Annotated in this window: 18 protein-coding genes; 7 read left to right on the top strand and 11 right to left on the bottom strand. The window is 64.4% G+C overall.

Going from position 1 to position 20,282, the window contains the following annotated elements; all coding sequences use genetic code 11:
* Positions 1 to 17 precede the first annotated feature (17 nt).
* The 6 genes from ACIQTZ_RS01295 to mtrA form a co-directional block, all read right to left on the bottom strand.
* Positions 18 to 1,298 carry a winged helix-turn-helix domain-containing protein gene (locus ACIQTZ_RS01295; RefSeq protein WP_402976828.1) on the bottom strand — a complete coding sequence of 427 codons (1,281 nt, stop codon included), beginning with the start codon at positions 1,296 to 1,298 and terminating at the stop codon, positions 18 to 20.
* 29 nt (positions 1,299 to 1,327) lie between these two features.
* On the bottom strand, positions 1,328 to 2,056 hold the full coding sequence (gene hpf, locus ACIQTZ_RS01290) for a ribosome hibernation-promoting factor, HPF/YfiA family (protein WP_400329859.1): 729 nt from the start codon (positions 2,054 to 2,056) through the stop codon (positions 1,328 to 1,330).
* A gap of 143 nt (positions 2,057 to 2,199) precedes the next feature.
* The gene (locus ACIQTZ_RS01285; protein ID WP_402976825.1) at positions 2,200 to 3,219 is read right to left on the bottom strand and encodes a ComF family protein; all 1,020 of its coding nucleotides are present in this window, start codon (positions 3,217 to 3,219) and stop codon (positions 2,200 to 2,202) included.
* 67 nt (positions 3,220 to 3,286) lie between these two features.
* Entirely contained in the window at positions 3,287 to 5,002 is a 1,716-nt protein-coding gene (locus ACIQTZ_RS01280) for an LpqB family beta-propeller domain-containing protein (protein WP_400329854.1), read from the bottom strand.
* Positions 4,999 to 6,963 (bottom strand): MtrAB system histidine kinase MtrB, encoded by a 1,965-nt coding sequence (mtrB, locus tag ACIQTZ_RS01275; RefSeq protein ID WP_402976822.1) that lies wholly within the window; start codon positions 6,961 to 6,963, stop codon positions 4,999 to 5,001. The genes ACIQTZ_RS01280 and mtrB overlap by 4 nt, the downstream gene beginning before the upstream one ends.
* The gene (gene mtrA / locus ACIQTZ_RS01270) at positions 6,935 to 7,609 is read right to left on the bottom strand and encodes an MtrAB system response regulator MtrA (RefSeq protein ID WP_347107889.1); all 675 of its coding nucleotides are present in this window, start codon (positions 7,607 to 7,609) and stop codon (positions 6,935 to 6,937) included. Before mtrA ends, mtrB begins: the two co-directional genes overlap by 29 nt.
* 222 nt (positions 7,610 to 7,831) lie before the next feature.
* On the opposite strand from mtrA, the gene ACIQTZ_RS01265 reads away from it, so the two are divergent.
* Genes ACIQTZ_RS01265 through ACIQTZ_RS01240 form a run of 6 tightly spaced genes read left to right on the top strand, consistent with a single transcriptional unit; the run spans position 7,832 to position 14,174 of the window.
* Complete coding sequence (locus ACIQTZ_RS01265) at positions 7,832 to 9,145, top strand: glycerophosphoryl diester phosphodiesterase membrane domain-containing protein (RefSeq protein WP_402976819.1); 1,314 nt, start codon at positions 7,832 to 7,834, stop codon at positions 9,143 to 9,145.
* Positions 9,142 to 9,822, top strand: coding sequence for a DUF4129 domain-containing protein (locus ACIQTZ_RS01260; RefSeq protein WP_402976816.1), 681 nt, complete (start codon positions 9,142 to 9,144; stop codon positions 9,820 to 9,822). Before ACIQTZ_RS01265 ends, ACIQTZ_RS01260 begins: the two co-directional genes overlap by 4 nt.
* On the top strand, positions 9,819 to 11,021 hold the full coding sequence (locus ACIQTZ_RS01255) for a DUF4350 domain-containing protein (protein ID WP_402976813.1): 1,203 nt from the start codon (positions 9,819 to 9,821) through the stop codon (positions 11,019 to 11,021). Before ACIQTZ_RS01260 ends, ACIQTZ_RS01255 begins: the two co-directional genes overlap by 4 nt.
* Positions 11,018 to 12,103: an AAA family ATPase gene (locus ACIQTZ_RS01250; RefSeq protein WP_402976810.1), complete on the top strand. Its 1,086-nt coding sequence runs from the start codon at positions 11,018 to 11,020 to the stop codon at positions 12,101 to 12,103. Before ACIQTZ_RS01255 ends, ACIQTZ_RS01250 begins: the two co-directional genes overlap by 4 nt.
* A 52-nt stretch (positions 12,104 to 12,155) precedes the next feature.
* Entirely contained in the window at positions 12,156 to 13,448 is a 1,293-nt protein-coding gene (locus tag ACIQTZ_RS01245) for a DUF58 domain-containing protein (RefSeq protein WP_402976807.1), read from the top strand.
* Between the two features lie 15 nt (positions 13,449 to 13,463).
* Positions 13,464 to 14,174: a DUF4166 domain-containing protein gene (locus tag ACIQTZ_RS01240; protein ID WP_400329839.1), complete on the top strand. Its 711-nt coding sequence runs from the start codon at positions 13,464 to 13,466 to the stop codon at positions 14,172 to 14,174.
* On the opposite strand, the gene ACIQTZ_RS01235 is transcribed toward ACIQTZ_RS01240, so the two are convergent.
* The gene (locus ACIQTZ_RS01235; RefSeq protein ID WP_402976804.1) at positions 14,171 to 15,199 is read right to left on the bottom strand and encodes a hypothetical protein; all 1,029 of its coding nucleotides are present in this window, start codon (positions 15,197 to 15,199) and stop codon (positions 14,171 to 14,173) included. The genes ACIQTZ_RS01240 and ACIQTZ_RS01235 overlap by 4 nt on opposite strands.
* A gap of 2 nt (positions 15,200 to 15,201) precedes the next feature.
* Entirely contained in the window at positions 15,202 to 15,591 is a 390-nt protein-coding gene (locus ACIQTZ_RS01230; RefSeq protein WP_400329835.1) for a chorismate mutase, read from the bottom strand.
* Positions 15,592 to 15,739: 148 nt separating this feature from the next.
* Here ACIQTZ_RS01230 and ACIQTZ_RS01225 point away from each other — a divergent pair, with 148 nt between their 5' ends.
* Positions 15,740 to 16,396 (top strand): NADPH-dependent F420 reductase, encoded by a 657-nt coding sequence (locus ACIQTZ_RS01225; protein ID WP_402976801.1) that lies wholly within the window; start codon positions 15,740 to 15,742, stop codon positions 16,394 to 16,396.
* A gap of 2 nt (positions 16,397 to 16,398) precedes the next feature.
* On the opposite strand, the gene ACIQTZ_RS01220 is transcribed toward ACIQTZ_RS01225, so the two are convergent.
* Genes ACIQTZ_RS01220 through ACIQTZ_RS01210 form a run of 3 tightly spaced genes read right to left on the bottom strand, consistent with a single transcriptional unit; the run spans position 16,399 to position 20,176 of the window.
* Positions 16,399 to 18,105, bottom strand: coding sequence for an ABC transporter ATP-binding protein (locus tag ACIQTZ_RS01220; RefSeq protein ID WP_402976798.1), 1,707 nt, complete (start codon positions 18,103 to 18,105; stop codon positions 16,399 to 16,401).
* Entirely contained in the window at positions 18,102 to 19,082 is a 981-nt protein-coding gene (locus tag ACIQTZ_RS01215; RefSeq protein ID WP_400329827.1) for an ABC transporter permease, read from the bottom strand. Before ACIQTZ_RS01215 ends, ACIQTZ_RS01220 begins: the two co-directional genes overlap by 4 nt.
* Before the next feature lie 2 nt (positions 19,083 to 19,084).
* Positions 19,085 to 20,176, bottom strand: coding sequence for an ABC transporter permease (locus ACIQTZ_RS01210; protein WP_400329824.1), 1,092 nt, complete (start codon positions 20,174 to 20,176; stop codon positions 19,085 to 19,087).
* Positions 20,177 to 20,282: the final 106 nt, after the last annotated feature.

The following is a 20,282-nucleotide window of genomic DNA, read 5'->3' as shown; positions in this document are numbered from 1 at the left end:
GCCGAATTCTGGCTGTTTCAGTCTACGGGAGAGACCAAGGCCACGTTGTCGGTTTTCCCTGTCAGCGGATTGTCTGCGGCGACCAGCCGGGAAGGCCTTGCGGACACCGCGTCGGCGAGCCCGGCGGCAAGGTCGCCAACGGGCTCCACCACGATGTCCTGCAGTCCCAACCATTCGGCCATGAGGTTGAGTTCGGCAGAAAGCTCGACGGCGGTGTCCGCCGGGGCGCCCGGCTCGCCGAACGCCGAACGGACCAAGAGGCGTCCGGTAGCCCTGTCCGCTTTAAGGTCCACCCTGGCAACCATTTCCTCTCGAAGCAGGAACGGCAGGACGTAGTACCCGAAGCGTCGTTTGGCCGCCGGAGTGTAGATCTCAATGCGGTAATGGAACCCGAACAGTTCCTCGAGGCGGCGCCGCTCAAATACCAGGGAGTCGAAAGGACTCAACAAGGCCCGGCCCTCGGCCTTGCGCGGGACCCTCGCTTCGACATGCCGGTAGGTATCCCGTGCCCAGCCCTGCACCGATACTTTCTCCAGGCGTCCCGCCTCGACCAGCCGCAGGACTGACGCCGCACCGGCTTTCACGGGCGTCCGGAAGTAGTCCGCGAAACACCGCACTGTCCCGATTCCGTGGGCCTGGGCTGCGGCCTCGATCAACCGGTCCATGGATTCCTCCAGGTCCGTGGATGCGGCAGGTTCCCCGGGGTACACCCTTGACGTCAGCGTGTAGCGCCGTTCGAATTGGGTGGTCCTGGACGCGGCCGAGATGCGCCCTTCCTCAAACAGGTGTTCAAGCACCCGTTTGACGACGTTCCAGTTCCAACCCCAGTTATCCCGTCCCGGCTCCTCGTCATGTCCCAAGGTGGCGGTCAACTCAGCGGCCGTCATTGGCCGGCTTGCTGCCAGTACGGCCATGATCCGTGCCTCCATGTCCCCTCGGATAGCCGGGTCCATGCGGTGGGCGCCAACCCAGGCGCGTTTCTGCCACAGCAGCAGGTCCCGAAAATGCTCCGGCCTGATGAAGCTGGCCTCGTGCGCCCAGTACTCCATCATCTTTCGGGGTGGTCGCCCCGCCATGGCCTGCAGGATTGCGGGGTCATAGCTGCCCAGCCTGGAGAAGAAAGGCAGGTAGTGGCTCCTCGCCAGGACGTTGACTGAGTCGATTTGGACCAAGTGAAGTTGGGCAAAAGTCCGGCCCACCGCCCGTCTTGTGACAGGTCCGGTGGGCCGGACTTTTGCTAATCCTTGGGCTGCCAATGCCATCCGCCGTGCCTGGGACAGGCTCAGCGAAGCGGTCATTGAAGTCCTTTCATGGAGGCGGCTGTGCCCTACTTGGCTGTGGCCGCCTGATCATCGGAACGGTAAGCGTGGATCTTTTCCTCAACAGCGTCCTCGCCGGGTTCGCACGTTGAGTCAAGGGTAATCACACCATAGGTCCAGCCGCTTCGCCGGTAAACCACGGATGGTGCGTTGGTTTCCTTGTCCAGGAACAGGTAGAAGTTGTGTCCCACGAGTTCCATGTTGTCCACGGCGTCGTCGAGAGTCAGTGACGCTGCGGGGAAGACCTTCCGCCGGATGAGGACCGGTGAGTCGCCGGCCGGAATGTCGTTCTCGATGTCGTACGGCGACGCTTCTTCGGCCTGCAGCACGGGAGCCTGGTGGTTGCCTGCTTCGGCGTAGATCGGCTCACTGGCACTGGCGGGCTCAAGGGATGCCGTTGCTTCCCGGACTGCCTTGGGCGTGTGCCGCCCGTGGTGCACCTTCTTCCTGTCCTTGGCACGACGCAGCCGCTCAAGGAGTTTGTTGTAGGCGAGATCGAAGGCAGCAAATTTGTCAGCGGCTGTGGCCTCTGCGCGGATAACGGGGCCGCGGCCCAGGACGGTCACTTCAACGGTGAGCTGGCCAGGTATCTGGCGCGGGTTGGTTTCCTTGGAAACCTTGGCGTCTACCCGCTGGACTTTATCCCCAAGCGACTCAATCTTTGAGATTTTCTCGCCGGCGTATTCGCGAAAGCGATCGGAAACGGTCAGGTTTCGTCCGCTGATCATGAACTCCATGGTGCCCTCCAAATAACTCAGGTGACACGACAACGACTCTGTTTGGGGCCGGTCTGACGGACAGTCGAGCCCCTTTCCGAGCCGCTATCGACAGGTACATCTGTTCTTGGTACCCATAATCGACGTTAGTTCATCGGCACGAGTTATTCATCCTTTGGCCACTTATTTTTTGTTTGCGTCTTCTTCACTGTGGAGGGCTCGTCTCCAGCAGCGAAAGAGGCGTAGGCTGGTGGCCTCGTGGCCGCCAGGACAATGGCACCGCAAACTGTCGCCCCTGCCGCTTGCAAGGCCCTGTTTGCTTCAGCCAGCGTGGCCCCTGTGGTCAGGACATCGTCAACAATGATGCACTTCCGCCCACGGACTTTGGACCGGAAGCCCGGCTTCACAACCATGGATCCGGCCACCCGCCGCGCCCGTTCCCCACGTCCGAGTCCTTTCTGGCCACCGGTGCTTTGCCGCGTGGCCTGGCCTGCAACCGCATCCATGGCCTTGGCGACGAGCAAAGTGGCCTCATGCAACTGGAATCCAGAACGTGGAACGACGCCCTTCTTTCGCAGGGCATCCCACGTGGGGCAATCCTCCAGGAGACGTCGACGCCGCACCGCGGCCAGCAGGACGCTGACGGGACTGAATCCACGTTTGCGGAACGCTTTTCCGCTGCTGGGCACCGGAATCAGGATGAGCCCCTGTTCCCGGCCGACGGCAGCTTTCACCGCCCTGCCCAGGCAAGGTCCCAAGACCGCAGCAATGCGTCCCTGACCGGCCTGCTTGAACGACAGAATGGCCACGGCAAGCTCATCGCGGTAGGGCCCCGCAGCAACCACTCCGAGTTTCGCGGTTCCGTCGAGCTCCATCAGGAAGGGCGATTCCTGCTCGGCGCGGAATGGATTCCTGCACAGCAACCGGATGCGCTTGGAGCAAACGCCGCACAGCACGGTGTCTTCGACCCCGCAGCACACGCATTCCACCGGAACCAGGACGTTGAGGACCTCGCTGAGGCCCAGTTGGCACGCCGAGACCATACGGGCAACCGGGCGGGCATGGGAACCCCGCCTGGCCGCCATGACGGGGAGCCTTCCGTCAAGGTCCGGATCCACCCTTGCCGTCCGGCGGGTGTGCACGTCAACGCCGGAGTTCCATGGGCGAAGGCGTTGGGAGGACATGCTCCAAGCTTGCCTGCGCAGGACAAACCCGGCACCGACGCCCGGCCACTATGTGGAAAACAAGCGCTTAGCCCGGGAAGGCGGGTTCCGTCGGACCCTTCAGCTGCAGTTCCCAACCGTTGCCGACGCGTTGGAAGACCCCGGCCGCCGACTGGCCATAGATCTGCTCAGAACCGTTTCCGGCGCTCAGGCTGGTGAGCCCGTCCCACGGCGCCAGTTGCTGCGGATCCCCCGAGGCGAGCGAAAGCAGTTCGGGTACGACCGTTCCCGTCGCTGACGCCGCCATTACGACCACCGTGGACCCGTTGACCCATGCCCCTTGGTCCGGAGACGAATTGGTGAAGAGGGTAACCGGAGCCGTAAGGTCCTTGGGCGTCCCATCGGGGTTCCGGACGATACCGGCGACTTGGACCGCCGTCTTGCCGTTGGCCACCGAAATGATCAGTGCCCTGGCGCCCTCGCGCGAAACCCTGAATTCCTTGACGGTCCGTCCGGAAAGCCAGGCAGGTGTGATCGTGGTGGAAGGGATGGCCATCCCCGGCGCTACGCCCGTCGGTTTGAACGCCACGATTTCGGTAGCCCCGTTGGCCCCGGGACCCGACGTCCACACCCAATCCTGTGGACTGAACGATGGACCGGTGAGGGTACTCCGTGTTGTCAGCTGACGTGCCGGTTGGCCTGGTTCGATCGAGTAGAGGGTTGTCCGGTCTCCATTGAGGAAGGCCGCCGTTTGCGAAACGGGTGACTCCGCCGGCGAATGGGGTCCCAGCCCCGCCACCGATTGGATGTCCGGAAGGGGCGAGACCCTGTTGTTCTCGTAGCGGACCAGGTCTCCGTTGTTGACGGCGATCTGCCGCGCCGGAACACTCTTGTCCACCACCGGCGGCAGGACCGAACCGTCGTCGTCCACCCGTACCAAATCCTGGTCCGCGCGGAGCTGGACGTTAATGACATCCGGCTGGCTCCTGAACGTCAGCGCCAGCTGGTTCTGCATGCGCTGCCGGTCTTCGGCCGAGGCATCGAAGAGCTCCTTGGCGGACAAGTCCACCTGGGCAGCACCGGAAACCACGGGAACCGACTCTCGTGCGAGTTTGATTCCCGACGGGAAGGCACTCACGACGGCGCCGCGCAAGTAGGGTGCCGGACCGGCCAGCAAAGCGCTGGTCATCGACTTGACGGTCTTCTTCTTGATGAACCAGCGGTAGTCGGGCACCGCATAGGTGAACGTGGGGTCATAGAAGTAGATGGGATACGCCCCGTAGATCACTTTGAAGGTCTCCTCGGGGATGGCCGTGCCATCGGGCACTTTGGAGATGCGCCACTCCCCCTCCACCTGGTCAAGCGTGACAGGTATGGATTCCTTGGTCCCCGGCGGGTACTGGGTGGCGATGCCGTCGGCATCCACGGAATAGGCGAGGTCGAGTTCGTAGACGTATTCGTTTTCGACCGCGGTTTTGACCACCTGGGCTTCACGGAACACCAAAGCCCGCTTGTCCGGCTTCCAGGTCACGGACTGCGCCTGCGTCAGGTACTGCCGTGCCACAGGGTAGTCGTCTTCATAACCGCTGCCGGCCATGTAGAAGTCCTCGATCACGGCTTCCGGGCTGGCACCGGCCCGCGGCGCGGCCGGGAAGAAAACCGGGGCGTTCGAATTTCCGGCGCTCTCGTCCTTGCTCTTGCCCACGGGCCCGGACCGCGGAATCTGGGCGCAGGACGCCAGGAGGACCACCAAGACCGCCATCACCGCAATGGCTGCACGCCGGAGGGACTTTGCAGCACTCATTCCTTGCCTCCCGGCGTGCTGGGCGGGAGCTCAGGATCGGCGGAGTGGCCGTGTGTTCCGGAGGTGTCCGTCCCCGGGCCAGGATCCAGGACGAGCAACTGGTGCTCGATGCCGGTGTCCGGGAGGTCTATGTCCGCCGGCTCCAACTGGAGCGGCGATTTGAGGATGGTTCCGCCTTGGCGAAGGGGCAGCGTCAGCCGGAAGTTGGAACCGGCCCCCTTGCGTCCCCAGGCCTGCAGCCAGCCGTTGTGGAGTTTGGTGTCCTCCGCCGCGATCGAGAGCCCCAGGCCGCTGCCGCCGGTGGTTCGGGCACGGGCTGGATCCGCCCGCCAGAACCGGTCGAAGACGCGGGCGGCCTCGGCCTGGCTCATCCCGATTCCGTGGTCACGGACAGCCACGGCAACGGCATCCTGGTTGGCCGCAACCGAGATGTGGACCGGCCGGCCTTCACCGTGTTCCAAAGCGTTGAGCAGGAGATTGCGGAGAATACGGTCGATCCGGCGGGAGTCCATTTCCACGACGATGGCCTTGTCCCTGGCGTTCAGGCGGACGTCGGAGCCATACTCGGCTGCCACCGGCGCGGCGCCCTCCATGACGTGTCCCAGGACCTGGAAAATATCCTGCGGCTCGGCATCCAGGATGGCCGCCCCTGCGTCGAAGCGGGAAATCTCCAGCAAATCGGACAGCAGTGACTGGAACCTCTCCACCTGGTTGTACAGCAGTTCCGCCGACCTCTTGTTCATGGGGTCGAAATCTTCGCGGGCATCGAAAAGGACTTCTGCCGCCATGCGGACAGTGGTCAGTGGCGTCCGGAGTTCGTGGGAGACGTCGGAAACAAATCTCTGCTGCATCTGGGACAACGTGGCCAGCTGTGTAATCTGCTCCTGCAGGCTTGCGGCCATGTGGTTGAACGAGGCTCCAAGGCGTGCCACCTCGTCCTCGCCCTTGACCACCATGCGTTCCTGGAGTTGTCCTGCCGCCAACTTTTCCGAAACTACTGCAGCGTGGCTGACTGGGCTCACGACATTTCGCGTCACGTACCAGGCGATGGCACCAATCATGAGGACCAATGCGGCACCACCGGCCCAGAGGACGTTCTGGATTTCGTCCAGGGTTTTCTGGGCGGTGTTGAGGTCGTAGATCAAATAGAGCTCATACATGGTCCCGTTGAACGTGACCTTGTTTCCCACGGCAATGCCCGGCCGGTCCTCGTTCCCCACGGGAAACTCCATCGATGCCCAGAACTGCTGCTTACCGCCGTCCTGGACGGCCTTCCGCAGTTCGGGGGGAATAACCCGCACGGTCAGTTGGTCGGACGCCCGGGACTCCACCCACCGGTTGCGTGGCTTGGTTTGCTCGGGGACTGCTTCGAAAACGTACCGCCGTTGAATAACGGAGCCCCGGCCCTCGACTGCCGTCAGGGTGTCGTAAACCAAGGTGATGACGCTTGACTGGTCCGTGACCTGCGCGCCGTCGAACGTGTCCTGGACCTGTTTGACGTTGTAGCGCGATTCCGATTCCGCCTGGGCCAGGCGCTCCTGGAAGAGGTTGTTGGCGATCTGGTTGGAGAGGTAGGCACCAACGATCGCGAAGGACGTGACGGCCAGCAGCAGCGTGGTAAGCACTGTCCTGAATTCGAGGGACCGACGCCAGCGCCGCAACAGCGACCGCCACAGAAACCGGACTCCCGGCCGGATCTGGCGTATGCCGATCGCCACGAGACGGGATACCCGAAGTACCAGGATCAGTCCACGCCGCGTCCAGATCCTGGCCCTGCCGGCCAACCATTTCACGGTTCCACGGCTGCCGCGGGAGCCGGGGACCGTTGATTCTTCAGGCGTTTCCCCAGGGCTCGCCAAAGGTGCACCGGTGGTATCCGGAGCTGAGGGTCCGCGCTTGGCCCCGGCCTTTTCGGCCTCGCCGGCGGGTGAGTCAGGAACCTGCTTTATATCCGACACCACGCACCGTCAAGACGACCTCGGGCGCTTCCGGATCACGCTCGATCTTGGAACGCAAACGCTGGACATGGACATTCACCAATCGGGTGTCGGCAGCGTGCCGGTAACCCCACACCTGTTCAAGGAGCAACTCCCGGGTGAAGACCTGCCACGGTTTACGGGCCAGGGCCACCAGAAGGTCGAATTCGAGAGGGGTCAGCGAGATGCGCTCCCCGCCACGGGTTACCAAGTGGCCCGCGACGTCAATCGTGACGTCGGCGATGCGCAAGGTCTCCGGCGCCTTCTGCTCTCCCGGACGAAGGCGGGCACGGACGCGGGCAACGAGCTCAGCAGGCTTGAAGGGTTTGGGCACGTAGTCGTCTGCGCCCGATTCCAAACCTCGGACAACATCCGAGGTGTCCGACTTCGCGGTGAGCATCACGATGGGAACATCCGACTCGCCACGGATCTGGCGGCACACTTCGATTCCGTCCGAACCGGGAAGCATGAGGTCGAGGAGGACGAGGTCCGGCTTGGACGAACGGAAGACGTCAAGGGCTTGGCCGCCGTCTGCGCAGAATACGGGCTCGAAGCCGTCATTGCGCAGGACGATGCCAATCATTTCTGCGAGCGCTTCGTCGTCGTCTACTACCAGAATGCGTGCCTTCATAGTTATATGTTCCCTTATCGACAACCCTTTGTCCTGTTGGCGGGGGCGCACGGCATGGCGTCCCCCAGGAGCACTTCCACCGTACTGCACTGGCCGTAACACCTCGTGCCGGCGGGGAATCATGCGAATGCTAGGAGTGATGGCAAAGGGATTATAGGCTGGTTCCAGGTCCGTTTGGGGGACGTCGATGGTCGGCGGTCGGGGCCTCATGGGGAGGAACTCGTGACACAACCAGAGCATGGCCAGCCGCCGCAGGCGGGCGGGCAGGCGGGGTGGGGAAGCCAACCGCAATGGGGCGGTCAACCGCAGTGGCCGGCGCCTCCCGGGCACGGTCCCTGGCAGGGCCAGGCACCCAATGGAATGCCCGGCGGACAGACCCCGCCGTACGGTCCACAGCACGGCCAGCCATACGGCCAGCACCCTGGCCAGCCTTACGGCCAGCCACTGTACGTCGCTCCGCCCAAACCCGGAGTCATTCCCCTGAGGCCCCTGCAGTTCGGCGAGTTCCTTGACGGTGCCTTCCAGACCATCCGCCGGAATGCCGCGTCGATGGTGGGCTCGGCCCTGATTGTGCAGGCAGCCAGCGGGATCCTTACCGGCGTCCTGACCGTGGCAGTGCTGCCGGCCATGGAGTCCCTGCAATCCGTGAACCGGCGCGCAGACCTCGATGACTTCCTGGGCCCGGTCATCGGCTTCATTGCCGCCATTTTTGGCGTTGCCATCCTCGCCGCCCTCCTCGGCTCGGTATTGCAAGGAGTCTTCGCCGTGCCGGTCCTGCGCTCAGTGTTGAACCGGCGGACCGGCTTCCGTCAGATGTGGAAACTTGCGGCGCGGCGCATCTGGCCGCTGCTCGGCGTGGCGGCACTTCTTACCTTTGTAGGCCTCTTGGCTGTTGCCGCAGTGGTGGGAGTAGCCGTGCTCCTGGTGATGGCCATGGGACCTGCAGGAATCGCCTTGGTTATCCCGTTGTGGATCGGCGCACTGGTCCTGTTCGTCTGGATTGGCTTGAAGCTGATGTTCGCTCCTGCCGCCATCGTGGTGGAACGGGTGGGCGTCTATGACGGCCTGCTGCGGTCATGGCGATTGACCAAGAACAGTTGGTGGCGCATCTTCGGCATCACCCTTGTGGTGGCCATCATGGTCGGTGTCATTGGCAACGTGGTCCAGATCCCGGTGAACCTGGCAACCGAAGGCGTTGGAACGGTGTTCTCCCCACACCCGGATGCTTCCTCCACGAGTTCGGGTTTCCTGGTGGCCACCATCATTTCCACCATCATCGCGGTCCTTGTCGGATCGGTGACCTTCGCCTTCCAGACGTCGGTCACCGCGCTGATCTATGTGGATCTCCGGATGCGGCGCGAGGGCCTCGATGTGGAACTGATGCGCTTGATGGAGACTGGCGCGGACCCTGACGGCGTACCGGGTGAGCCGCTGGCCCGTCATGCCGGTACGCAATGGCCCCCACACAGTGGTTCGTGGCCGGTTCCCGGTTCACCGGCGCCGGATGCCCCCTATGGGCCACGGCCTCCGGTATGACCGGACTCCTGACGCTGGCCGTCACGCAAGAACCGCCCGTGGCGCCGGACCGGGACGAAGCCCGGCGATGGGCTGCAGAAGAGCTCAGCAAGAGCAAGTATGCAGAAGCGCGTCCCAGCTGGCTGGACCAAGCATGGCGCGACTTCCTTGACTGGCTCAACTCCCTGGAAGGCGACGGCACCCCGGGTGGGAATGGTGTGGCCGTCCCCCTCATCATCACCCTCGCCGTGGTGCTCATTGTGGTGGCCGTTATGTTGGTCCGTCCACGCTTGAACGCACACCGCAAGGCGCCCGCTTCCGGGGTGTTCGGCAATGAGCCGGTCGTTGGCTCGTCCGCGTACAGGCAACGCGCCGCAACTGCCGCAAGGGACGGCAACTGGCGGGCCGCCGTCGTCGATCAATTCCGCGCCCTGGTGCGCTCGGCGGAAGAACGCGACGTCCTCGAGTCGCGGGCAGGCAGGACTGCCGATGAAGCTGCCGCCCACCTGGGCGGGGCATTCGCAGCCATCCGCCATCGCCTGGCCGACGCCGCAAGCGTTTTTGACGCAGTCCTGTATGGCGACCAAGCGGCGCGGGAGCAGGACTTCGAGGCCCTTCGGCAACTGGACGCGGACATGCAGGGCATGTCCCCCACCTACGCTGGGCCTGCCGGCAGTGGATTGGCTGTGCCGCGATGACGCTCACCGAGACGTCCGCCAACGCGCCGTCGCCGAAAGTCCCCACCACCGGGAGGTCCGGCACCATCCAAGGCAAGTGGTTGCGGAAGAACGCGAAGTGGGTGGCGCTCGCTGTCCTTTTTGCCGCGCTGGTGACGTTCCTCGTGGTGCAGCGTCAAGCGCCCACAGCGGACTCGCGGCCTTTGTCGGCCAACAACCCTGGACCGGAAGGCGCCATGGCCTTGGCCGAACTCCTGGGCCAGCACGGAGTTCGCGTCACCAGCACCGACTCCCTTGCCACAACGTTGGACGCCGTTGAGGACAACCCGGAGTCCACTGTGCTGGTCTACGACCCGCGGGGTTTCCTGGGCCGGGAACAGCTCACGGAGTTGCGGGACTCAGACGCCGCCAAGGTGGTTGCGGTGTCACCACGGCTGGGGTCCGTGCGCGGTCTCGATGCCCAGATCCAGGCCAGCGGCGTGGTTCCCGATTCGAGCGGCGTGCTGGCTCCCTCCTGCAGGCAGGCCGATGCCACAGCGGCCGGCAACGTTGCCGCCAAGGGCACTGTCTACACGGGCCCGGTCACGTGCTACACCACCAAGGCCGGGGGTCCCGGACTCTACGCAGCCTCCGCCACGGGCAAGGTGGTGGTGCTCGGAAGCAAGGACCTGCTGAACAACGCACACCTCGCCGAGGAGGGCCACGCCGCGCTCTCACTCCGCACGCTGGGCACCACTGGTCACGTTGTCTGGTACCTGCCTGGCGTCGCCGACCTGGAAGCCGACGCTTCCACCCCCACCCTCAATGATTTGGCGCCGCCGTGGCTGGCAGTCGGGGGTCCCTGGCTTGCCCTCGTGGCGGTACTGGCCATCGCCTGGCGGGGACGCCGGCTGGGGCCCCTGGTCCACGAGCCGCTGCCCGTGGTGGTGAAAGCGGCTGAAACCGCGGAAGGCCGGGCGCGGCTCTACCAGGACTCCCGGGCCGTGCAGCGGGCCGCGGACAATATCCGGGCCGGGACACTGTGGAGGTTGGCCAGGCACTTCAACCTCGGTGCCGAAGCCACACCCGAAGCCGTCGTTGAGGCTCTGGAGCGACGCTTCGGAAGACCCGTTCCGGAGCTTCGTTTCACCTTGCTCGACGCAGAGCCCCAAACTGAAGGACACCTTGTGCAATGGGCACAACACATGGAACGAATCGAACGGGAGGCGACAGCCCAATGAGCAACCAGCCAGGCAGCTACACGGAAAGCGCCGAGCGATACTCCGGCACTGCGGCGCCGGAAGCCGGCCACACTGGAAGGGATGCCGCGTCCGCCAATCATCACGGTGGCCACGCGGCGGCCAGTGGCGCCGGAGACCCGGCCCGGGAGTCGCTCCTGAACGTCAGGAACGAGGTAGGCAAGGCCGTGGTGGGCCAGGATCCCACGGTGACGGGAATGCTCATCGCCCTGTTGTGTGGCGGCCATGTCCTCCTTGAAGGAGTCCCGGGTGTAGCGAAGACGCTGCTGGTGCGGGCATTGTCCACCGCCTTGAGCCTGGATACCAAGCGTGTGCAGTTCACCCCGGACCTCATGCCTGGCGACGTCACAGGTTCCTTGGTCTATGACGCCCATTCCTCGGAATTCTCTTTCCGGGAAGGTCCTGTCTTTACCAATATCCTGCTGGCTGATGAGATCAACCGGACGCCGCCCAAGACCCAGGCCTCGCTGCTGGAAGCGATGGAGGAGCGGCAGGTCTCCGTTGACGGTGTGTCGCGGCCCCTTCCTGAACCCTTCATTGTGGCTGCAACCCAGAACCCTGTGGAGTACGAGGGCACGTATCCGTTGCCCGAGGCCCAACTGGACCGTTTCCTCCTGAAGCTCACCATGCCTTTGCCTGGCAGGGCCGAAGAGATCGAGGTGATCCGCCGCCACGCCGCAGGTTTCGATCCCCGGAACCTCGCCGCCGCGGGCGTGCGGCCTGTTGCCGGCGCCGCTGAACTCTCGCAGGCACGCCAGGCTGTGGCCCAGGTTTCCGCTGCACCGGAAGTCCTTGCCTACATCGTGGATGTGGTCCGGGCAACGCGGTCTGCCCCCTCGTTCCAGCTCGGCGTTTCCCCTCGCGGGGCCACCGCTTTGCTCAACACCTCAAAAGCGTGGGCCTGGTTGTCCGGGCGTTCGTTCGTGACTCCGGACGACGTCAAGGCACTGTCCCTCCCATGCCTCCGGCACCGTGTGGGCCTGCGCCCCGAGGCCCAGATGGACGGAATCAACGTGGACGACGTCCTGGGCAGCATCCTGGCTTCCGTTCCGGTTCCGCGGTGATCCGGCTTCCGGCCCGGCACAAGCCCGCTGTGGTGCCACCAAGGAGTGCCGAATGGCCGTAACGGGTCGCTTCGTCCTTCTTGCCTTCGCTGCGTTGGCCCCCCTTGTGCTGTTCCCGGCCTGGTCAACGGTGCTGGTGGTCATCGCAGCCCTGCTCCTGCTCGTCGTTGTTGACGTGGCCTTGGCAGCTTCCCCCGCCAAAACCACGCTCGAGCGTATCCAACCGGCGAACGTCACTCTGGAGAACCACGTGGAATCCGTGGTGGTTATCACCAACCCAGGTCGCCGAAAGCTCCGCGCGCTGGTCCGTGATGCATGGCAACCCTCCGCCGGCGCTGTCAACGCCGTCCAGAACCTGGTGGTTCCGGCGGGCGAACGACGACGGATGACCGTCACTCTGCTCCCCCGGCGGCGGGGCGAACTCGCTGCACCGCACGTGACCGTCCGCTCCCATGGGCCACTGCGGCTCGCCGCCCGCCAGCGGACCCGGCCGCTGCCCGGCCACCTCCGGGTCCTTCCGCCGTTCCATTCCAAACGGCACCTGCCCTCCAAGCTGCGGAAGCTCCGTGAGCTCGATGGCAGGGCGGCTGTGCAGATCCGCGGTGCCGGCACCGAGTTCGACTCCCTTCGGGACTATGTCCGCGGGGACGATGTCCGTTCCATCGACTGGCGCGCCACGGCCCGGCGCAGCTCAGTTGTTGTCCGCACCTGGCGGCCGGAGCGGGACCGCCGCGTGGTGATTGTCCTGGATACGTCCCGGACGGCCGCCGCGCGGATCGAGGACGAGACGCGGTTGGACACGGGCATCGAAGCTTCCCTGCTCTTGGCGGTCCTCGCTGAACGCGGCGGGGACCGCGTGGACTTCCTCGCCTACGACAGGCGGCTCCGCGCACGGGTGGAATCGGCGTCGAAGGGAAACCTCCTGGGACAACTTGTTCAGGCCATGGCGCCGCTGGATGCGGAACTGATCGAACTCGACTGGCAGCAGATTCCTGGCCAGGTTCGGGCCGTTTCGGCCCACCGCTCGCTGGTGGTCCTGTTGACCGCGCTCGACGGCGGGGCCCCCGAAGAGGGCCTGCTCCCCTTGGTTGCCCAGCTGGCTACCCAGCACGTGGTGATTGTGGCGTCGGTCCGTGACCCCGTGCTTGCCACGATGAAGGAAGAACGTTCGACAGCGAGCCAGGTTTTCCGTTCGGCGGCCGCCGAACGGTCCCTGCTGGAACGGGCAGCCGTCACGGCACAGCTCCGGCAGCTGGGGGCAGAAGTGGTGGACGCGGATCCACAAGACCTGCCTCCCCACCTCGCAGACACCTACATCCGGCTCAAAGCTGCCGGACGCCTCTAGGAAGGACTCCACGCCATGGGCGATGCCATCTACCAACTGGCTCTGCGCGGCGACTTTGACCGCCTGCAGCCGGAAGTCCGCGACTACTTTTCCCTCGCTGCAGGCTCCGGCACCTACGGGATCGGACAAGGAGTGTTTGATGTGGTGGGCTGCCGGCAGAAATGGCTCCGACCCTTGCTTGCCCTGACGGGCAACGAAGAGGCCTTCTTTCCCGAATACGGAGAAGGCATTCCCTTCCGAATCGAAAACCATGCCCACGTGGACCCTTTTGGCCGGCCGGCGCTGACTGCGCGACGCGAGATCCATTTCCCTTCCGGTACCCGGCTGTTCCACGACACAACCAGCGCCATCGCGGGTCCGACGGGTCAGCCGGACAGGCTCGTGGACCACCTGGGCCGCTACCGGCGCCTCGTCACAGACCTGGAGGTCAGTGTCACTCCAGAAGGAAGGCTGCGTGGCGTGTCGAAGGCCAGCCGGCTCTTCCTGGGTCCGCTTCGCATTCCCCTGCCGGCCGCCCTCGACGCGCGCGCCTATGCCGAGCAATGGTGGGACGAAGCCGAAGGCAAGCATCGGATCCAGGTCAAGGTGATCCAGCCGCAGGTTGGTTTGGTCCTCGTGTACGCCGGCCGCTTCGACTACCGGCTGGTCCCCTACCTCCCGGGGAGCGCGCCGGGAACGGCCTTGCCCCGCTACGCCGAGCCTGACCGGTGGGAAGAACGGATCTAGCCCTGGGCCAGCTGGTCCAGTCCGTCCGCGACGTGTGTCAGCTTGGTCAGCACTCTCTTGGCCTCAGCAGGTTTCAGGTGTGCCAGGCCCGTCGCCGGGGTTACCCGCAGCCCGGACAGCGCCGATGCCGGCAGGCCCACCTGCCGCCAAGGCCGCCAGAGGCGTTCCACGATGTCCGCTGTCCGCGGCAAAGACGGGCCGTCGGTAGGCAGGGCGCCCGCCCACACCCGCTTGCCGGATTCCACGGCTGCGGCCAAGTGCTCCCACTGGCGTGTGGTCAAGGCTTTCAGGGGGACGGCGACACCGTCTGCTCCCGCTGACAGGATGCGTTCGATCGGCACTTCGATCTCCGGTACCGAAATAACGGTTTCGACGACGCCGGCCTCCTTAAGTGCGTCGAGCACCAGCCGCCATGCTGAGCTGACTTCGTCACCGGCGATCGACCGCAAGGTCCGGTAACCGCTGGCCGTCGGGATGGTTCCGCCCATCACTGCAGCAATGGCAGGTTCATCCAGTTGGACCACAATACCGGCCCCGGGGGCCGCTGCGCGGATCTTCTGCACGTGATCGGCCACTCCGGCAGCCAAGGACCCGGCAATGTCACGACGCGCACCGTAGTCAAGGAGCGCCCGCTCGCCGCTGTGCAGGTACAGTTCCGAGGCCAGGGTGAGCGGTCCCACCAATTGGACCTTCACTTCCGTGGCCGAAACGTCTTCTGCTCCTGCGACGTCGGCAAGGATGTTGATGTCCGACGCCAGGGCCGACCGTGCCCGCAGGTGGTCCTTTCCGGGCCTGTCCACGAGCCGCCAGCCATGCGGTTGGACGTCGATGGCCAAATCCACCAACAGGCTGCCGGTCCGACCTATGGCGTCGGAACCAACACCGCGGCCGGGCAGTTCAGGGAGGAAGGGAAGGTGCGGCTCGCCCAACTCCCCACGGATGGTTCGGAGGGCTTCCGCAAAGTCACTTCCCGGCCACGGGCCAAGAGCCGTGGCACTGGCCCGCAAAGGGTGCGTTTCCGCCACGCCTAGGCCTGCTGGCTGGAGATCTGGTGGTTCTCGGCGATCGCCTCATGGTGCCGGATGACTTCACTGATGATGAAGTTCAGGAATTTCTCGGCAAAGGCCGGATCCAGGTGGGCGTCCTCGGCGAGGCGCCGCAACCGTGCGATCTGTGCCGCCTCCCGGCCCGGGTCCCCGGCAGGAAGCTTGTGGGTGGCTTTGAGGATGCCCACTTTCTGGGTGGCCTTGAACCGCTCGGCGAGCAGGAACACCAACGTGGCATCGATGTTGTCGATGCTGGACCGGATGGACAGCAGTTCCTCCATGATTCCCCGGTCCACCTGGCCGGACAGGGAACTCGCTGCCGGGTCGAAGGATTCGGTGTCATCGGGAAGGGCGTTGCTCTGCTCGGTCATGCCTCCCAGTCTATGGTGTGCGGCTGGTGGCTCCGTTGTTGTTACCTCCTGGCGAAGCTTCCACGGGACACCAGGAAGGGCAGTGTTGCCGCCACGCAATCGGGTGCACAATGGGCTCCATCACCTGCGGATCGGCAAAGGAGCTCCCATGAAGATCGCCGTTTTGGGAACGGGAATGGTGGGGCACGCCCTCGCCGGAAAGTTGGTGTCCTTGGGCCACGAGGTCACCATGGGTTCCCGTGAACCGGGGAATCCCAAAGGCCTCGCCTGGGCGGGGGATGCCGGAGGCCTCGGGCACGCAGGATCCTTCTCGCAGGCCGCGGCAGGCGCCGAATTGGTTGTCAATGCCACCCCCGGAGCGGTGAGCCTTGCGGCGCTTGCCGAGGCTGGCGAAGCGAACCTGGACGGCAAGGTCCTCCTGGACGTATCCAACGGCCTGGACAACTCCAGCGGCTTCCCGCCGACACTGACGGTGTGCAATACGGACAGCATCGCCGAAACCATCCAACGCACCTATCCCGGCGTTCGCGTGGTTAAGTCCCTGAATACGGTCAGCGCGCCAGTCATGGTGGAGCCCGGGCGCCTGCCTGGAGCACACCATATCTTCATGGCCGGCAACGACGCCGGGGCCAAGGCCACAGTTTCCGCCTTGCTGCAGGCCTTTGGTTGGCCCCAGGAACACATCCGCGACCTTGGTGGACTGGACGCCGCCCGGGGAATGGAAATGTGGCTTCCCCTGTGGCTGCGCATCTTCATGCAGCAGCCACAAGGGAAGATGTTCAACATCGGGATTGTGTCCGAGTAGCGTCAGCCGCCCAGCAGCGCCCGGTGCGCCTCCCGCCGTCGTGCCTGCTCCTCCGGGTCCGGTACCGGCAGCGAGGCGATCAACCGCTTGGTGTAGTCGTGCTGCGGCGCGCCCATGACGTGGTTGCCGATCCCTTGCTCCACGAGCTGGCCTTTGTACAACACGCCGACCCAATGTGAGAGCATGTCCACCACGGCGAGGTCGTGGCTGATGAACAGGGCCGCGAAACCGTACTCTTCCTGGATGTCCTTGAAGAGGTCCAGGACTTTGGCTTGTACCGAAACGTCAAGCGCAGAAGTCGGTTCGTCGGCAATCAGGAGCCGGGGGCTCAATGCCAGCGACCTCGCCAGGGAAGCGCGCTGCCGCTGCCCGCCGGACAGTTCGTGCGGGTAGCGTTGCGCGTACGACGCCGGCAACTGGACTGACTCGAGCAGCTCGCCTACCCGTTTCCTCGCCTGTGCTGCGCTCGGCTTGGTATGGATGAGGAGCGGTTCAGCGACGCACTCACCGATGGTGAGGTGCGGGTTGAAGGACGCTGCCGGATCCTGGAACACGAAGCCGATGTCCTTGCGCAGCGGGCGGAACGTCCGCTCCTTGAAGTCGAGCATCTCGTAGCCGAGCACCTTCAAGCTGCCACCGGTCGCCCTGGTCAAACCGGCGATCGCGCGGCCAATGGTGGATTTGCCGGACCCCGATTCACCCACCAGGCCGAAGACCTCGTTTTCGGACACCGTGAAGCTCACGTCGTCCACGGCCTTGAAACCGTGGCGGCCAAAACGGCCAGGGTATTCGATGGTGAGGTTCCTGGCTTCCACCAGCACTTTTCCGTCCTGGTGGAGGCGGGACCGGGCACCTTCGGACGCCGAGTTGCGGCCCAAGTGGGGAACGGCGGCGAGCAGCTTCCGGGTGTACTCCTCGCGGGGTTCAGCGAAGAGCACCCGTGATGGGGCCTCCTCCACCACATCACCCTGGTACATCACCACCACGCGGTCCGCCAGGTCCGCCACCACGCCCATGTTGTGGGTGATCAGCACGATCGACGTTCCGTAGTTGTCCCGCAACTCACGCAGGAGCTGGAGGATTTCGGCCTGCACCGTGACGTCCAAAGCGGTGGTGGGCTCGTCGGCCACAATGAGCCCCGGGTTTAATGCCAAGGCGGCGGCGATGACGACGCGTTGCTTCTGGCCGCCGGAAAACTGGTGCGGGTAGTAGTCCACCCGCGTTTCCGGATCCGGGATACCCACCTTCCGGAGGGCCTCGGTGGCGCGCGCCTTGGCTTCCTTGGCGGAAACGCGATGCCCGTCCTTGGCGTGGGCGCGGATGCCCTCGGCAATCTGCCATCCCACCGTGAAGACGGGATTCAGGGCCGTAGACGGTTCCTGGAAAACCATGGCAACGTCCCGGCCCCGGATCTTCCGCAGGGCCGGCTTCCCGATACTGATCACGTTGTTGCCCTTGATCACCACGGCGCCGGAACTGATGGCGGTCTCGGGCAGCAGGCCAAGGATGGTCTTCGCCGTGACGGTCTTGCCTGATCCGGACTCCCCCACGATGGCCACTACCTCACCGGCCTTCACGTCGAGGCTGACATCCTTCACCGCGTGGACGTCCCCGGCATCGGTGGCGAAGGTGACTTGCAGTTGCTCGATCGCAAGGACCGGCTCCGTGGCGCCGCCCTGGTCCGTAATGTTTCCGAGGTTGGTGGTCATGGCTTACCTGCTTCTACCGGCGCCGGAGCGGTTCCCCCGGCGCGTTTGCGACCCCGGATCCGCGGATCGTTGAGGTCATTGATGCTCTCTCCAACCAGGGTCAGGCCGAGGACAGTGAGGACTATGGCTATGCCGGGGAAGACGCCGGTCCACCAGATTCCTGAGGATGTATCGGCCAGCGCCTTGTTCAAGTCGAACCCCCACTCGGCGGCGGACGTGGGCTCAATGCCGAACCCGAGGAAGCCCAGGCCGGCCAGCGTGAGGATCGCTTCGGAGGCGTTGAGGGTGAACATGAGCGGCAACGTCCTGGTGGCGTTCTTGAAGATGTGGCGCCCAATGATACGGATGCTGGAAGCACCCAGGACCTTGGCCGATTCCACAAAAGGCTCGGCCTTGAGGCGGATGGTTTCCGCGCGGATCACCCGGAAATATTGCGGTACGAACACCACCGTGATGGAAAACGCACACGAGAAGATGCCGCCCCAGAAGCTGGATTGCCCCCGGCTGATAACGATCGAGATGACGATGGCCAGCAGCAAGGTGGGGAAGGCATAAATGGCGTCGGCCACCACTACGAGGATTCGGTCAAGCCAGCCGCCGAAGTAGCCGCTGAGCAGGCCAAGGGCAACGCCAAGGAACAGGGACATGGCCACGGATACCACAATCACGGTCACGGCCGTCTGCGAGCCCCAGAGGACCCGCGAAAGGACGTCGTAGCCGCCTACGGTGGTGCCCAGGAGGTGCTTGGCGCTGGGTGCCTGCTGCGTCGGGAACGAACCCGAGGCATCGCTGAGTTGGGAGTACCCATAGGGTGCCAACAGCGGCGCAAAGATGCTCGTCAGCACGAACAGCCCACTCAGGATCACCCCGGTGACGAGCATGCCCCGTTGGAGGCCCACGCTTTTCCTTAGGTGCGACACCACGGGAAGCCGGGAGAAAAGAGGCTGCTTGGGTGCAGCCAGTTCGGGAGTAGCCATGGTCAGTACCTCACTCGGGGGTCGATGAGCGCGGCAATGATGTCCACGATGAAGTTGGTGACCGCGACGATGACGGCCAGGAGAACCACGATGCCCTGGACGGCCACGAAGTCGCGCGCGTTCAAGTACTGCACCAGTTGGTACCCCAGCCCTTTCCATTCGAACGTCGTCTCCGTCAGGATGGCACCGCCCAGCATGAGGGCGATCTGGAGTCCCATGACAGTAATGATGGGGATGAGTGCGGGCTTGTAGGCGTGCTTGGTGACCAGTCGGAACTCGCTGACACCGCGGGAACGGCCCGCCTCGACGTAGTCCTTGCCCAGTGTGCCAATGACATTGGTCCGCACCAATCGAAGAAAGACCCCGGCAGTGAGCAGGCCAAGGGCGACGGCAGGGAGCACAGCATGGGAGGCAACGTCACCAAAGGCCGTGAAGTTGCCGCTGCGCAGTGCGTCCAGCCAGTAAATTCCCGACGGCGCCGCCAGGTTGCTCATGGTCAATTCAGTGCGCGTGGACGCGCGCCCCGCTACGGGGAACCAACCGAGCCACACGGAAAAGGTCAGCTTCAACAGGAGTCCCGAGAAGAACACGGGTGTTGCATAACAGAGAATCGCAAAGAGCCTCAGGAAAGCATCGGAGGCCTTGTCACGATGCTGGGCGGCAACGAGGCCCAGCGGGATGCCCACCGCGAGCGCCACGATCAGTGCGTTGATGCTCAGTTCCAGCGTTGCCGCGCCAAAGGTGAAAAGCACCTCGACGACGGGACGGCGGTCTGTGATGGTGGTTCCGAAATTACCGGTGAGCAATTGGCCCAGGTATTCGAAGTACTGGACAAGCACCGGCCTGTCGTAGCCGGCGTCGTGGATCCGCTGCGCCAGGACATCAGGCGGAAGGCGTCCGCCCTGGGCTGCGGTGATGGGGTCACCGATGACCCGCATCAGAAAGAAGACCAGGGTCACCAGGATGAAGACCGTGGGGATGATCAGGAAGAACCTGACCACGATGTATCTCCCAAGCCCTCCCCCGGACTTGGTCTTGCTTTTCGGAGCGACGATGCCGGGTTCGGCGTCGGGCACATCTATGAGAGTTGTCATGTGTTACCTGTGTTTCCTGCCCGTGGATTGCGCGGGACTGGCTCGTGCGTACTGACGACGATGAGTCAGCAAAGGAGGCGGGACACCTGATGGGTGTCCCGCCCTC

The organism is Paenarthrobacter sp. NPDC090520 (genome assembly GCF_044769205.1).
Lineage (GTDB): Bacteria > Actinomycetota > Actinomycetes > Actinomycetales > Micrococcaceae > Arthrobacter.
Note: the sequence above shows the minus strand (reverse complement) of the source record. Positions and strands in the feature narration are given on the sequence as shown.

What these genes read in the sequence shown, in the direction of transcription:
- ACIQTZ_RS01295 (WP_402976828.1), bottom strand. Translation starts at nt 1,298, where the DNA reads ATGACCGCTTCGCTGAGCCTGTCCCAGGCACGGCGGATGGCATTGGCA.
- hpf (WP_400329859.1), bottom strand. Translation starts at nt 2,056, where the DNA reads ATGGAGTTCATGATCAGCGGACGAAACCTGACCGTTTCCGATCGCTTT.
- ACIQTZ_RS01285 (WP_402976825.1), bottom strand. Translation starts at nt 3,219, where the DNA reads ATGTCCTCCCAACGCCTTCGCCCATGGAACTCCGGCGTTGACGTGCAC.
- ACIQTZ_RS01280 (WP_400329854.1), bottom strand. Translation starts at nt 5,002, where the DNA reads ATGAGTGCTGCAAAGTCCCTCCGGCGTGCAGCCATTGCGGTGATGGCG.
- mtrA (WP_347107889.1), bottom strand. Translation starts at nt 7,609, where the DNA reads ATGAAGGCACGCATTCTGGTAGTAGACGACGACGAAGCGCTCGCAGAA.
- ACIQTZ_RS01260 (WP_402976816.1), top strand. Translation starts at nt 9,142, where the DNA reads ATGACCGGACTCCTGACGCTGGCCGTCACGCAAGAACCGCCCGTGGCG.
- ACIQTZ_RS01255 (WP_402976813.1), top strand. Translation starts at nt 9,819, where the DNA reads ATGACGCTCACCGAGACGTCCGCCAACGCGCCGTCGCCGAAAGTCCCC.
- ACIQTZ_RS01250 (WP_402976810.1), top strand. Translation starts at nt 11,018, where the DNA reads ATGAGCAACCAGCCAGGCAGCTACACGGAAAGCGCCGAGCGATACTCC.
- ACIQTZ_RS01245 (WP_402976807.1), top strand. Translation starts at nt 12,156, where the DNA reads ATGGCCGTAACGGGTCGCTTCGTCCTTCTTGCCTTCGCTGCGTTGGCC.
- ACIQTZ_RS01240 (WP_400329839.1), top strand. Translation starts at nt 13,464, where the DNA reads ATGGGCGATGCCATCTACCAACTGGCTCTGCGCGGCGACTTTGACCGC.
- ACIQTZ_RS01230 (WP_400329835.1), bottom strand. Translation starts at nt 15,591, where the DNA reads ATGACCGAGCAGAGCAACGCCCTTCCCGATGACACCGAATCCTTCGAC.
- ACIQTZ_RS01225 (WP_402976801.1), top strand. Translation starts at nt 15,740, where the DNA reads ATGAAGATCGCCGTTTTGGGAACGGGAATGGTGGGGCACGCCCTCGCC.
- ACIQTZ_RS01220 (WP_402976798.1), bottom strand. Translation starts at nt 18,105, where the DNA reads ATGACCACCAACCTCGGAAACATTACGGACCAGGGCGGCGCCACGGAG.
- ACIQTZ_RS01215 (WP_400329827.1), bottom strand. Translation starts at nt 19,082, where the DNA reads ATGGCTACTCCCGAACTGGCTGCACCCAAGCAGCCTCTTTTCTCCCGG.
- ACIQTZ_RS01210 (WP_400329824.1), bottom strand. Translation starts at nt 20,176, where the DNA reads ATGACAACTCTCATAGATGTGCCCGACGCCGAACCCGGCATCGTCGCT.